General features: G+C 46.3%; 14 protein-coding genes. 12 read left to right on the forward strand and 2 right to left on the reverse strand.

The window, feature by feature from the left end; genetic code table 11:
* Positions 1 to 17 precede the first annotated feature (17 nt).
* The 9 genes from DFP98_RS20980 (at position 18) to DFP98_RS21020 (ending at position 10,266) form a co-directional block, all read left to right on the forward strand.
* A complete protein-coding gene (locus DFP98_RS20980; protein WP_116062567.1) occupies positions 18 to 854 on the forward strand; it encodes an amidohydrolase family protein in 837 nt (278 codons plus the stop codon).
* Positions 855 to 923: 69 nt separating this feature from the next.
* Positions 924 to 2,804: a galactose-binding domain-containing protein gene (locus DFP98_RS20985; protein WP_116062568.1), complete on the forward strand. Its 1,881-nt coding sequence runs from the start codon at positions 924 to 926 to the stop codon at positions 2,802 to 2,804.
* 271 nt (positions 2,805 to 3,075) lie between these two features.
* A complete protein-coding gene (locus DFP98_RS20990) occupies positions 3,076 to 3,753 on the forward strand; it encodes a response regulator transcription factor (protein WP_116062569.1) in 678 nt (225 codons plus the stop codon).
* Entirely contained in the window at positions 3,750 to 5,567 is a 1,818-nt protein-coding gene (locus DFP98_RS20995) for a sensor histidine kinase (protein ID WP_116062570.1), read from the forward strand. Before DFP98_RS20990 ends, DFP98_RS20995 begins: the two co-directional genes overlap by 4 nt.
* Positions 5,568 to 5,745: 178 nt before the next feature.
* Entirely contained in the window at positions 5,746 to 6,450 is a 705-nt protein-coding gene (locus DFP98_RS21000; RefSeq protein WP_246016625.1) for an N-acetylmuramoyl-L-alanine amidase family protein, read from the forward strand.
* Positions 6,451 to 6,459: 9 nt separating this feature from the next.
* Complete coding sequence (locus tag DFP98_RS21005) at positions 6,460 to 7,152, forward strand: GDSL-type esterase/lipase family protein (protein ID WP_116062571.1); 693 nt, start codon at positions 6,460 to 6,462, stop codon at positions 7,150 to 7,152.
* Between the two features lie 35 nt (positions 7,153 to 7,187).
* Entirely contained in the window at positions 7,188 to 8,594 is a 1,407-nt protein-coding gene (locus DFP98_RS21010; protein ID WP_116062572.1) for an MBOAT family O-acyltransferase, read from the forward strand.
* Between the two features lie 15 nt (positions 8,595 to 8,609).
* Positions 8,610 to 9,758, forward strand: coding sequence for a DHHW family protein (locus DFP98_RS21015; protein ID WP_246016626.1), 1,149 nt, complete (start codon positions 8,610 to 8,612; stop codon positions 9,756 to 9,758).
* 22 nt (positions 9,759 to 9,780) lie between these two features.
* Positions 9,781 to 10,266 carry a DUF4358 domain-containing protein gene (locus tag DFP98_RS21020; RefSeq protein WP_246016627.1) on the forward strand — a complete coding sequence of 162 codons (486 nt, stop codon included), beginning with the start codon at positions 9,781 to 9,783 and terminating at the stop codon, positions 10,264 to 10,266.
* 145 nt (positions 10,267 to 10,411) lie between these two features.
* On the opposite strand, the gene DFP98_RS21025 is transcribed toward DFP98_RS21020, so the two are convergent.
* Positions 10,412 to 10,849 (reverse strand): MarR family winged helix-turn-helix transcriptional regulator, encoded by a 438-nt coding sequence (locus DFP98_RS21025; RefSeq protein ID WP_116062573.1) that lies wholly within the window; start codon positions 10,847 to 10,849, stop codon positions 10,412 to 10,414.
* Between the two features lie 164 nt (positions 10,850 to 11,013).
* Here DFP98_RS21025 and DFP98_RS21030 point away from each other — a divergent pair, with 164 nt between their 5' ends.
* From DFP98_RS21030 to DFP98_RS40290, 3 genes are all read left to right on the forward strand, one after another.
* A complete protein-coding gene (locus DFP98_RS21030) occupies positions 11,014 to 11,985 on the forward strand; it encodes an aldo/keto reductase (protein ID WP_116062574.1) in 972 nt (323 codons plus the stop codon).
* Between the two features lie 137 nt (positions 11,986 to 12,122).
* On the forward strand, positions 12,123 to 12,806 hold the full coding sequence (locus DFP98_RS21035) for a DUF6518 family protein (protein WP_147310250.1): 684 nt from the start codon (positions 12,123 to 12,125) through the stop codon (positions 12,804 to 12,806).
* Between the two features lie 51 nt (positions 12,807 to 12,857).
* Entirely contained in the window at positions 12,858 to 12,965 is a 108-nt protein-coding gene (locus DFP98_RS40290; protein ID WP_116062576.1) for a hypothetical protein, read from the forward strand.
* 200 nt (positions 12,966 to 13,165) lie between these two features.
* On the opposite strand, the gene DFP98_RS21045 is transcribed toward DFP98_RS40290, so the two are convergent.
* Positions 13,166 to 13,465: an Ada metal-binding domain-containing protein gene (locus DFP98_RS21045; protein WP_116062577.1), complete on the reverse strand. Its 300-nt coding sequence runs from the start codon at positions 13,463 to 13,465 to the stop codon at positions 13,166 to 13,168.
* Positions 13,466 to 13,510: the final 45 nt, after the last annotated feature.

Raw genomic sequence — 13,510 nt, forward strand, 5'->3', positions numbered from 1 at the left:
GAGGGGATAAGCGAACGATGAGAGTAGACTCGCATCAGCATTACTGGTCGATCGCAAGAACGGATTACGGTTGGCTGACGCCGGACACCGGCATTTTATATCGCGATTATTTGCCCGAGCATTTGCATGGGCATCTCCGCAAGCATGGATTCGAGCGGACCGTCCTCGTTCAGGCTGCGCCCAGCGTGGAAGAAACCTATTATATGCTTCGATTGGGCGAACAAGATCCGACGATTGCCGCTGTCGTCGGTTGGCTCGATTTTGAATCCGACTCAGCGGATTTCGGCTTAAAGCTAGAGGAACTTCGCCGCCATACGCTGTTCGCTGGGGTACGTCCGATGATTCAGGATCTCCCGGCTGATTGGATGCAACGCGAGCAAGTCGTAGCCAACTTCCGGATGGTGGCGGAAACGGGAGTGCCTGTTGATTTTCAACTGCAACCCTGGCTTTTGGACAGCTGCAATAAGCTCATGGAACAAGTGCCTCATTTGCGGGCTGTCATCGACCATATCGCTAAACCACGGATGGACGGAACGGGCAAATCCGAATGGGTTCGAGGACTGGAGCGATTGGCATCTTACCCGGGCATAATGTGCAAGTTGTCGGGAATGGTGGAAGGATCGGAAAAGGAAGTTTGGTCCAAAAGTCAGGTGGCGCCGTTCGCGTATGAAGCGATTCGAATATTCGGACCGAATCGGCTCATGTTCGGCAGCGATTGGCCCGTTTGCCTGCTTGCAGCCGACTATGACGATGTGGTTGAATTGGCGGAGTCCATGCTCCCGCAGAATTGGAACGACCAGGAGAAAGCGGCGTTTTGGGGCGGAAACGCTGCGGCGTTTTATCAAATAGAGTGAAGAACCCCAAAGATTCATGATGATGAGGACGGCTGTTAGCCGATTCCACTTGGGAGGGGAATAAGATAGATGGGAAAAAGGACTGGAAAACGGTGGAGCTTTGTGTGTTTGTCTTTGCTGCTTGCGGCGGTTGCCTTTATGCCGGCGATAGCGGGTACGACTTCAACCGCATATGCCGAGGGCAAAGGCTCCACTTTAGTGGGCGCGATCCGCTGGGACGCTTGGGTCGGCGACCTGAACACGGATGGGGTCGGGGCTCCATACGTAGGACATCAGGTGGAGGCGACGCTTGGACCGAACAAGTACCATTTTCGCCTGCCGTTTTTTGCAGTGGAGACAGGGACCGACTCCGTGCAAGCGCGCGAGTTGACGCAAAGCGTCATGGATCAGCAAATCGCTTACGCCAAAAACGCCGGCATCGACTACTGGGCGTTCGTCTATTATCCCGACAACAGCGGCATGGATACGGCGCGGAATTTGTATTTCAGCAGCACGCACAAAAACGATATCAATTACAATTTCATCCTCGGTGCCGGAGTTCTTCCCACTTCCAATTTTGACTGGCTGGTGACGAAATTTCAGGAGAGTAACTACCAAAAAGTGCTGAGCGGGCGCCCTCTGCTCTATATTTTCGGCGGAACAGGAGGGTATACGTCCAGCGATATTACAACTCTCCGCAACAAAACGACGATGGCTGGATTGCCGAATCCCTACATTGTCGTCATGGGAAGCGCTTCCGACGCCAACTCCATTGGAGCCGATGCCCTCAGTGCATACAACACGTGGATGGGGGGCGGAGGTCCTTATTCCGGGCTGATGGCCGCCGATCAGAACGGCTGGAACAGCGCCAAGAACACCGGCAAAAAGGTCATTCCTTGGGTAACGACCGGGCTCGACGCCCGACCCCGCTATGACAATCCGGTTACATGGATGACGGTCGGCCCAAACGATTGGGTTCAAACGGCGACTCCTTCTGAAATCGCGACGAATTTGCAAAATGCGCTAAACTGGATCGATGCGAACTCGTCCACGGCGGAAGCGAATACGGTGTTAATATACGCCTGGAATGAGTTTGACGAAGGAGGCTGGATTTGCCCGACGTTGTATAACGGCACCGATCGGCTGGACGCGATCCGCAATGTTCTGTTCCCGCCTTCGGGAGGTACGAACCTTGCGCTGGGCCATACCTACAGTAGCTCGTCGAACTGGGATGTGTCGCAGACCGCGGATAAAGCATTCGACGGCAATTCGAGTACGAACTGGCAAGCGGCGAGCGGGTCATCTTATAACGGGCAATGGGCGGAGGTCGATTTCGGGACGAATACGACGTTTAACCGGGTGGTTCTTTCCGAATACGGCAGTCGCACAGGCGGATTCCGAATTGAATATTGGAACGGTTTGAGCTGGCAAACGGCATATACCGGATGGTCGATTGGCAGTCATTCGTCTCCAAGCACGCATACTTTCGCGGCCGTAACGGGATCGAAAGCGCGCATTTACTATACGAGCGGAACGTATACCCCGATTTTGTACGAGTTCGGTATATACAATGATGTAACGAACCTCGCATTGGGCCATTCTTATAGCAGTTCGTCGAACTGGGATGCGTCGCAAACGGCCGATAAAGCTTTTGACGACAGTTTAGGCACGAACTGGCAAGCGGCGAGCGGTTCGACGTTTCACGGGCAATGGGCGCAGGTCGATTTCGGGACGAATACGACGTTTAACCGGGTGGTTCTTTCCGAATACGGCAGTCGTACAGGCGGATTCCGAATTGAATATTGGAACGGTGCGAGCTGGCAAACGGCATATACCGGAACGTCGATCGGTAGTCCATCATCGCCAAGCTCGCATACTTTCACGGCCGTAACGGGATCGAAAGCGCGCATTTACTATACGAGCGGAACGTATACCCCGGTATTGTACGAGTTCGGGATATATACCAACTAAAAGGGACAAAGAACGATGAGCAAATCCGTGGAAGTGGCCGCATACCCGGCAAGCACGCCGTCTCGTCTGGCCCGTTCTGTAAAATAAAGCCTATACAAACCGAACCGAAGAGCCTCGAATGACTTATTTAACGTAGTTAAATAAAAAAGTTTCTTAACAAGTGGCCTGAAGCACAGCTTCAGGTTCGTTTTTTTAAATAAATTTTATTTCATCTGCACTTTTTCTTTATCTCTCTCTATTATTCTAGTTTTTTGAGAGGGGAGGTTGTCACATGTCAAGAACAATACTGATTGTAGAAGATGAAAATATTTTACGTGAAATAATGAAGGATTATCTGCTAGAAGAGGGTTACAGCGTTATTGAAGCCGTAGATGGGAAACAAGCGATCTCATTATTTCAAGAATATGAGGTGGACCTGATTTTACTGGACATCATGTTGCCTGACTTGGATGGATGGTCCGTTTGCAAACGAATCCGCAAGACATCGAATGTGCCGATTATCATATTGACGGCCCGATCTGATGAGGACGATACTTTGCTTGGGTTCGAACTCGGTGCCGACGACTACGTAACCAAGCCTTATAGCCCACCAATTTTGTTGGCACGAGCAAAGCGGCTGTTGGAGAGCAGGCCTATCCACGAGCAAGAAAGCGACACGTTATCCAGCAGAGGCATTTCGATTCATTTTCCGTCCCGAACCGTTTCGATTGACGGTAAAAGCTCAGGTCTAACACATACGGAATTCGAAATTTTGGCCTATTTATTAAAGAATAAAGGGATCATCATCAGCAGGGAACAGTTGGTTCTAAAAATTTGGGGATATGATTTTATGGGGGACGATCGCACGGTCAACAGCCATATCCGCAATTTGCGTTCCAAGCTGGGAGAACATGCCAAGCATATCGTCACGGTCGTGCGTTCGGGATATAAATTCGAGGAAGAACCATGAATAAGGGGATCGTTCTAAAGCTATTTCTGTTTACGATGGCATTATGCATGTTCATCCTTGCCGTTATTTTCACCTTGCAAACTGTATTTTTCAAACAGTTTTATGTTCATCAAAAAGTGAAGAACGTCAACACGGCGCTTCAGGCTTATAAACAAGACTACCTGAATCAAGCCTCGAGCACGCAGGAGATGGCAAAGCTGGAGCAAATCTTTTTTCAAAAGCATAACACTTGGATCACGGTTTTGGACACCCGCGGGAATTTAAAGTATGCCGACGATTTCTTTATGGAGATTAAGCTGGACCGTTCGGAGGAATCTGCGCTTTTCGATAAAACGATAACCGTACCTCTATACAGTTTTATCAACGTAGAGGACTTCAGCAGCAATAAAACGTTCCTCACCCCTTGGATTCAAGAAGGGGAAAGGATCGCGCTTGAAGGCTTGATCACGAACAACCAGCCAGTTATCCAGCGGATGGGAAGGAGCACATCCAATCTGAGAGACGAAAGTCGGCTGGAAAATCATCAAATAGCGAGCAAAGAGTACGAGGTCGTCGATCGATCGAACATAATCCAATATCGTGAAAAATATTCCCCATTTCTGGTCAAAGGAACCATTACGAAAGTTCGGATACCGGAAGGGGCGGGTGTCTCGCGTTACACCAATCACTTGTTTCTGGACCGTATCAAAGCTTTCCAAGCGGATCTATTGTACGGCGACTTTAAGGATGCCACGAACGCAAGTCAGATCGTAGACTATGAAGAAAATCATGCGAACTACAAAATTTTCGTGGATCGCATCCAAGATCGCGACGGAAATCCGACATACTTGTTCGCGATGACGTCACTTCAGCCGGTTAATGAAGCCGCAGGGATGATTCAAGATTACTATGTGTATATCATTATTGCCACTTTGCTTCTCGTGCTGCTGGCCTCGTTTTACTACTCTCGCCAGATCGCTCGGCCGTTGCTGCGTATCAACCGTACCGCTCGGCAAATGGCAGACCTCGATTTTTCGGAGAAAATTCCCATCACAACGAAGGATGAAATCGGTGACTTGTCGCGCAGCATTAACGAGCTCTCCGAGCGTCTGCACTCCCATATTCTCCGTCTTCAGCAGGATATTGATAAGGAAAAGCAGCTCGAGTATACGCGGAAAGAATTTATATCCGGCGTCTCCCATGAGCTGAAAACTCCGTTAAGCGTCATCCAAAGCTGCCTTTCAATATTGAAGGATGGGGTTGTAAGCCATAAGCGGGATCATTATTTTGCGGCGATGGAGGACGAAGTCCGTCGGATGGATTTGCTGATTGCGGATATGCTGGAATTGGCAAAGTATGAATCCGGTACGTATAAAATGGATGTCGGCTCGTTCTATATCAATATCGTCATCGAGCGGGTATGCACTAAATTAACGCCGGACATTCAGGCAAAGCGACTGCTTCTCAACACTTCGCTTAAATCTGTCGAAGTCGAGGGGAACGAGCGTCGGATTGAGCAGGTCATCGTCAATTTTCTTACTAACGCGATTCGATATACTCCGGATCGGGAGTCCATACTCGTAACAACATCGGAAGAGAGGGACATCGTTCAAATTTGTATCGAAAATAAAGGTGCCCATATCCCTGACGAGCAGTTGGAGAAAATTTGGGAGCGTTTCTACCGCGGGGAACCTTCTCGCCACCGGTCGACCGGAGGGACGGGACTTGGCCTCGCCATATCCAAGAAAATTCTGGAGATGCACGGTGTAGCATACGGAGTCATCAATACCTCCGATGGCGTTTTGTTTTATTTTCACTTGAATAAAAAAGGGTAGAAAAGTAGAAGAAAGAGCGGAATTCGGTAAGGAGCTGTCCCGAGGTCTTCGCGAGTCTCGGTTGGACGGCTCCTTTTTTATCTATCCTAGTAGCCAAAATCTATAAATCACTTTGATATAAACTGCACTTTATCTTGACCTAGCGCGATTATACTTTTTTTCGAAAGGAGGAGAGAGAGTGAGAAGAGCCTTACTATTTGTCGCATTATTATTATCCGTCGTGTTGATTGGGTTGACTTACGGCGCTCTTTCGGGAGAGGGGGCAGCAAGTAACAGCAAGACCGATCAAAACGATCGGGCGATGAACCCGCTAAAGGACCACAGTACTGCATCAGGGACGCCGTTTAAAGTCGTGATCGACCCCGGGCATGGAGGCAAAGATCGCGGCGCGACAGGGGCCAGCGGAAATCTTGAGAAGGATTTTACGCTGAAGCTGGCGCGCAAGGTGGAGGAATTGGCGAAGCAAGAATCGCGAATCCAGGTGTATATGACCCGGACGGACGATCGGTTTATCTCCTCGGTGGACCGCGAAAGGCCGAAATTCGCCAATGATCTAGGTGCGGATCTGTTTGTATCCATTCATGGCAATACGTACGAGGACGCTGGCGTATCGGGCACGGAAACGTACTATTACCATGACAATTCGCGATCCTTGGCCGATATCATGCAACGACAAGTCGTTCAGGCAAGCGGATTTCGGGATCGGGGAGTGAAGAAACAAGATTTTTTTGTCCTAAAGGATACGGAAATGCCGGCCGTCTTGATTGAAGCGGGGTATGTAACGAATCCGCAGGAAGAGAAAGCCATGCTGACAGAAGATGTTCAAAGTCGAATAGCTGCTTCCATTTTGGAAGGCATTAAGGAGTACCTAAATTTAAATTAAGAGAGGACAATGTTCATGTTTAAAAGAATCATTTCAACGTTAGTTGTAGTTACCATAGTATTCACCTTTGGAGCATGCGGCAACGGGGAAAATCCGCCAAGCGTGACGTCTCAGCCACCAGTCAATGAAACGGCTCCCACGGAGAAGTCAAACAATACTGACTATAAAACGATTTTTCAACACAGCGTATTTTTGGGGGATTCAATTACAGAGGCGCTATCCTACCATGACATTTTGGACGAGCTCAATGTCGTGGCAGGTGCCGGAACGACTACCGAGCTAGCTCTGGAGGGTGGGGATGTCGATAAGCTGGCAGAGCGGAACCCGCAGCATGTATTTATCATGCTGGGATCCGATGATATCCTATTGCCTTCCCAAGTTACCGATAATCCCAAGCAGTATTCGCTGAAGTTTTACGCCAAATTGATCGACAGCATCAAGGAGAAGCTTCCGAAGGCATCCATAACGGTTTTACCGGTGACTCCGGTTACGCCGGAAGCTGAAAAAGTGGAACCACGCTACAAAAATATCAACGATTACAACCAAGGCTTAAAAGAGCTGGCGAGCAAGAAGCAAGTCGGATTTGTCGATTTATCCTCCATATTTGCGGACAACCCAAATTTGTACAGTTCGGACGGCGTTCATTTTAAACCGGAGTTTTATACTCGTATGCTGGATTTGCTCAAAGATCGGGTGAAATAACATGCAAGTAGGTCAACAATTGGAGGTGACGGGGAATGGTCTTTAGTAGCCTTCTATTTTTATTTCTCTTTCTGCCGGTCACCATTCTGATCTACTCTATATCGCCCATGAGGATTAGAAATGGCATTCTCCTCGTCGCAAGCCTAATCTTCTATGCATGGGGCGAGCCTGTCTATATTTTCATCATGATCTTCTCGACGGTATTCGACTATGTGAACGGGATCCTGATCGAAAGATACAGGCACCGTAAGGCAATTGCACGGGGAGTTTTGATCGTATCCATGATTGGAAGCCTGGGAATTCTGGGCTTCTTTAAATACGCGTCTTTCGTCTTCGACAATATTAATTCGTTGTTTAACCTGCACTTGCAGGCAGCAGATCTTCCGCTTCCGGTGGGAATATCCTTCTACACCTTCCAAACGATGTCTTACATAATCGACGTTTATCGGAGGAAGGTGCCGGTTCAGAAGAACCTGGTCTCCTTCAGCGCTTATGTGACGATGTTTCCGCAGCTTGTAGCGGGACCGATCGTGAAATATGAAGATGTTGCGGAGCAACTTGCTAATCGCAAAGTGACGTTGGATCGCTTTGGTGAAGGAGCGGAACTATTTATTAGGGGGCTTGCTAAAAAAGTATTGCTTGCCAACAATATCGAATTGCTGTGGACAAATGTCAAAGCGGTGCCTGCGGGAGAACTATCGGTACTTTCCGCATGGCTCGGCATTGTCGCGTTCACGTTTCAAATCTATTTTGATTTTAGCGGTTATTCGGATATGGCACGTGGTCTTGGTAGAATGTTCGGGTTCGAATTTATGAAGAACTTTAACTATCCTTATATTTCTAAGAGCATTACGGAATTTTGGCGCAGATGGCATATTTCGCTCGGTGCCTGGTTCCGTGAGTATATCTATATCCCGCTCGGTGGGAACCGAGCAGGTATGCTGAAGCAGCTGCGAAACTTGGCGATTGTATGGTTGGTAACGGGATTATGGCATGGAGCGAGCTGGAATTTTATCATTTGGGGCGTATATTTCGGTCTTTTTGTTACGATCGAAAAGCTATTTCTCTTGAAATGGCTTCAGCGCTTGCCAGCCTTTATAAGCCATGTCTATACCCTGATTATTGTGATCATCGGCTGGGTATTGTTCGAATTTGAACATATGCCCACAGCTATGACATTCATCGGAACGATGTTTGGCGCTGGAGCAAATGGGTTTGTGGACAACCGGTCGCTCTATGATCTGTCGACGAACGCCTTGCTGCTGCTGCTCTTGGTGTTGTGTGCCACGCCGTATCCCCATAAAGCACTGACATACATCAGAACCCAGTTTGCCCGATTCGGATCGATTGCCGCTTCCGCCTTCTACTTCATTTTTATGGTGGCGTCAACAGCTTATCTGGTCAATGCAACGTACAATCCATTCTTATACTTTCGTTTTTAATGGAGGTGATTTTATTTGAAGAAGTACGACCAGATCTATTATCGCGCACTCGCCATTTTACTGCTGATGTTTACCGGGGCGATATTGGTTGTCAACTTTCTGACCCCGAGTAATGTATTTTCCGAATCAGAGAACCGAATGCTGCAGCAGCTCCCGAATTTTTCGCTTCAAACCTTAAGATCAGGCAAGTTTACTTCAGAATTTGAAACGTATTTATCGGATCAGTTTATGGAGAGGGACTTTTGGATTGGACTAAAATCCGATGCGGACCGGGGAATGGGGAAAAAAGAGAGCAATGGAGTTTACATCGGCAAGGACGGGTACCTGATTCAAAAATTTTCTCCTCCCGAAAAAGGAGATTTAAAAGACAGGGTGAAGGCTATTCAAGCATTTGATAAGGCTACGCCTGGTCTACGCAAATATATGATGTTGGTGCCGACGGCCGCTGCCGTACTTGAGGATAAATTGCCGCCTTATGCTTCCGGTGGTAATGAGAGGGTCTATTGGGAAAAGATAAAGGATTCTCATCTCGGGGACATTCGATATATCGATGTTTCCCCCGCGCTAGAGGCGAATAAGGAGCAACCGATCTATTACAAAACAGACCATCATTGGACGACCAAAGGCGCCTTCCTTGCCTATCGGGAACTGAGCTCGCCAATGAGTTTTACGCCCAAGAACGAAGAGGATTTCAAAATTCGTCAAGTCACCAGTCAGTTCTATGGATCTTTGTATTCGAAAAGCGGGGTTAGGCACATACAGCCGGATTCTATTGAGCTTTATTATCCAATATCACCGGGGGCCATTTCCGTGAATTATGTAGACGAGCAGCAAAGTGCGGATTCGATGTATGCCATGGAAAACCTCGAAAAGAAGGATAAATATACTGTGTTTTTCAATGGAAATCATGGCTTGATCCGAATAACAACCGACAATACGGAAGGGAGAAGGCTGCTTATTGTCAAAGATTCGTATGCAAACAGCTTGATCCCTTTTTTAACACCACATTTTAGCGAAATTGATGTGATAGACCTCAGATATTATGAGGGCGATGTACGGAAACTTACGGAAGATCGACAAATCCACGACATGTTGATTGTGTATAATACTTCTACATTTTTTGAAGATCCATCCATTAAATCATTAGCGGATTCCGTAGAATAATGCAAAAAGGAGGTCAGTAACGATGCTTACTGGAAAGAAAATGAAATACTTGGTTGTCCTGTCTGCCGTCATGATCTTATACGGCATTTTGGTCGGGTGTTCCGGCAAGAAGGAAGATGCCAAGGACGTTCCTGTCCATACCATTGAGGAACGCATCAAGCAAGTGGCTTCTATGGAAGATATGAAAATAGGGGATATGAACAGACTTAAGAAGCTGTATCATCTCGATGCAGATGAAGTTCAGGATTTTGTGCTGTATACGGCACAATCGAACGTGGAAGCAAATGAACTGGCCGTGATCAAAGTGAAACAAGAGAATCAAGCGGAAAGCGTTAAGGAAAAAATCATGAAAAGAATCGAGGCTCAAGAGGTCAAGTTGAAAGACTACCGTCCCGAGCAGTATTACCTCGTCGAAAAGCATATATTAAAGATCAAAGGTCGATATATTTTGTTTACAGTCTCCAAGGATGCCGAGAAAATCGAAAGCGCGTTTGATAAAGCCTTTTAATAATAGGAGATAGTTCGCTCCTCTATTTAGGGCGGTATTGGGAGCTAAAGGGCCCGCATTGTTCATTAGCAGAATGTCGGATGGGCAACACAAAAACAGTAAGCTGCTGATCATTTCTATAATCAACCGCTTACTTTTTTGTTTATCACTTTTTTGTTCTTTCCGCCAGCTTCGTAATTGATTCAATGTCTTGCTCGGTTAATTGATCCAGAAAATACTTGCGTATTGCCATTGAGACGATGGGCAGGGCCTCATCCAAAGCAGCTTTTCCGGCAGGAGTAATGATGACCTGGACACCTCGATCTGCGTCTAAAGGACTTCTTATAACAAGGCCCCGTTTTTCCATCCGCGTCAAATGATGGGATAATCTGCTCTTATCCCAGTTCATTGAGTCGGCTAGTTCCTGTTGGCGAAGCTTGCCATCTCCGAATTGGACTAACCGGTCTAATATTTCAAAGTCTCCTTCTGATAGTCCTGTATGTTCAGAAAGCTCCTTAACAACGCGACCAAAGATTCGCTTAAAGGAGCCTTTCCACATATTCCATATTCGCATTTCATCTTCGCTTACTTTGTTAGTATCCATGAAAATATAATATCATGGTTGACACGTCAACCACAAGGTGTTAACCTACGCTTAGGTTGACATGTCAACATGAGTAGAAACTGATGAATGAAAAGTTGATGTGTCTACCTTATTTTGCAATACAAAATTGAGCATCGCAATATCCTTAAGGAGTGTGTTATCACATGGAATATGTAAAACTTGGACGCAGCGGCTTAGAGGTTTCAAAGTTAAGCCTTGGAACTATGAGCTTCGGAGTACCTGAACGCGGCAATACCCCATGGTCTCTGGAAGAGGAGCAAAGCAGACCGATTATTAAGAAGGCACTCGAATCGGGCATCAACTTTTTCAGTACCGCCAACATGTATTCCGACGGAACAAGCGAAGAAATTCTCGGACGTGCCTTAAAGGACTTCACTAATCGTGACGAAGTTGTCATAGCTACAAAAGTATTTGTTCCAATGCGCAAAGGCCCAAATGCAATGGGACTTTCCCGCAAGGCCATTATGACCGAAATTGATAATAGTCTAAGACGACTCGGAACAAACTACGTCGATTTGTACCAGATTCATCGGTGGGATCCTAATACGCCAATTGAGGAGACTATGAAGGCTCTTCACGATTTAGTTACGGTGGGCAAGGTCAGATACATCGGAGCATCCTCCATGCTGGCATGGCAGCTTGCGAAAGCTCAGCATGTCGCAGAGCGAAACGGCTGGACACGGTTCGTTTCCATGGAGAATAGATTAAACCTGCTCTATCGGGAAGAAGAACGAGAAATGCTCCCCCTTTGCAGAGACGAGGGAGTTGGCGTCACTCCTTACCTGCCTTTGGCTGCAGGCCGGTTAACCCGGGATTGGAATGAGCAGACAACAAGATCGGAGAAGGACCAGGTAGCAAAGGCCTTGTTTAATAAAACGGAAGAGGCGGATCGCAAAGTCGCGGAAAGAGTGGGGGAAATTGCTGCTAACCGGGGAATTTCGCGCGCTCAGATTGCACTTGCATGGTTGCTACAAAAAGAAGAGGTCACCGCGCCAATTATAGGTTCGACGAAGATCAGCCATCTGGAAGATGCGGTTTCGGCGTTGTCGGTAAAATTGACTTCTGAAGAAATTACCCGTTTAGAAGAACTGTATATTCCACATCCATTGATATAAAGTTTCAAAGCCGCATTTACCTATCATTGCAGCCCGAACGTATTGAGCGCACGGGCTTTTGTGTATTTGAAAACCAATTGGCTTAAGTGTTATGCTTGGTATTCAGGCTATTTGGAAAATAGAAAGGTACAATGGAAATGTATAATAAGTTGATAGGGATTAGAGTTGCGAACAAATCGACTACAAAACAAAAAATCTTTTCAATAGTAAATGCAATTATAATCGGCGTTATTCTAGGTTTATTAGCAAAGATTGTGGATAATCCTTCTTATTTCAACCCAATATTCACTAATATAGGTGATCGTCTTGGTATATGGGTATTTGTTGCAACACTTTTATCGGTTTTCAGCTATTCGCCCAAATTAGCGGCTGCAAAAGTATTCGCCTTTTTTGGGTCGATGCTTACCGTTTATTATGTTTACACAACGCTTGTACTACATTTTTTCCCGGAAAGAGAAATTGTTTTTTGGAGTATATGCGCGGCGGTATCTCCTGTTTGTGCTTATATTATGTGGTATGCGCGTGGAATCGGATTATTTTCTAATATTGTTTCGGCTCTTCCAATTACAGTGTTGCTGTCAGAAGGGTTTGAATTACGGAACGCTTACTTACCCTTTCACAGTCATTACTATTTAATACCATGGCTTATGGGAATATATCTTATAATGATAGTTGTTTTGTTACTTACAATCCCAAAAAGCAAAAAGAAACTATTGGCCATTCTACTAATAGTTATTATATTATCTTTAATCATGATATATTTTAATGTCTTTTCCCGTCTATTCCCTGGGATGAACAGTGTATTGCAAAGCATGATCTGATAGCATTACTGATGTTTCAGCTATTTATACTAATAAAGTAAACTTCACATTATGACCGGAACTAAAGCGGATACGTTTAGTCCAAAGGGTGAAACGACACGAGCGCAGGCCGCGACGGTGTTTATTCGAACACTGCAAGCATTAAGCATGATTGACTAAAAGAACAGTAAGCCATCCGAACCGAAGAGGCGCGGATGGCTTATTTATTGAAGGGAAGCGACTTATCAATTATTGCTGGAAGCTGGCATGAAGTGAGGAGTCGGTTGGGTTCCCAAACGTACCAAACAATTTTACAAAGCCTTTGGAAGGTTTACTCACATTGTTGTGCATGGAAAAACGTTGGAATGTACCCATATACGTCAACTCTCCTTTGTTTGTGCCGCTTTCCAGCTAGCATAGCGTTTCGGCAAACAGACTGCACAAGGTCTGTATCCTGCGGCTATAGCTAGTTCTTCATTTTCAAAAAATACGCGATATTTTACATATCCTCCTTTAGCTATTGCCCGGAGTGCAGAGGGACAATCTAAGCGACCATAAATTTTATTTCTGCGATAGCCTCCCATAGTTCCTTTGGTTTTGCTTTGATAAGGTCGACGATCAGCGTCTAATAGTGTGTAGGTAAAATGATTAATGTTCTCCTCAATGTCGTCTATGCTCATATGAAATCCTCATTTCAAACCTGCCATTTTTACAAAAAATCAACG

Source organism: Cohnella phaseoli, from assembly GCF_003386235.1.
Lineage (GTDB): Bacteria > Bacillota > Bacilli > Paenibacillales > Paenibacillaceae > Cohnella > Cohnella phaseoli.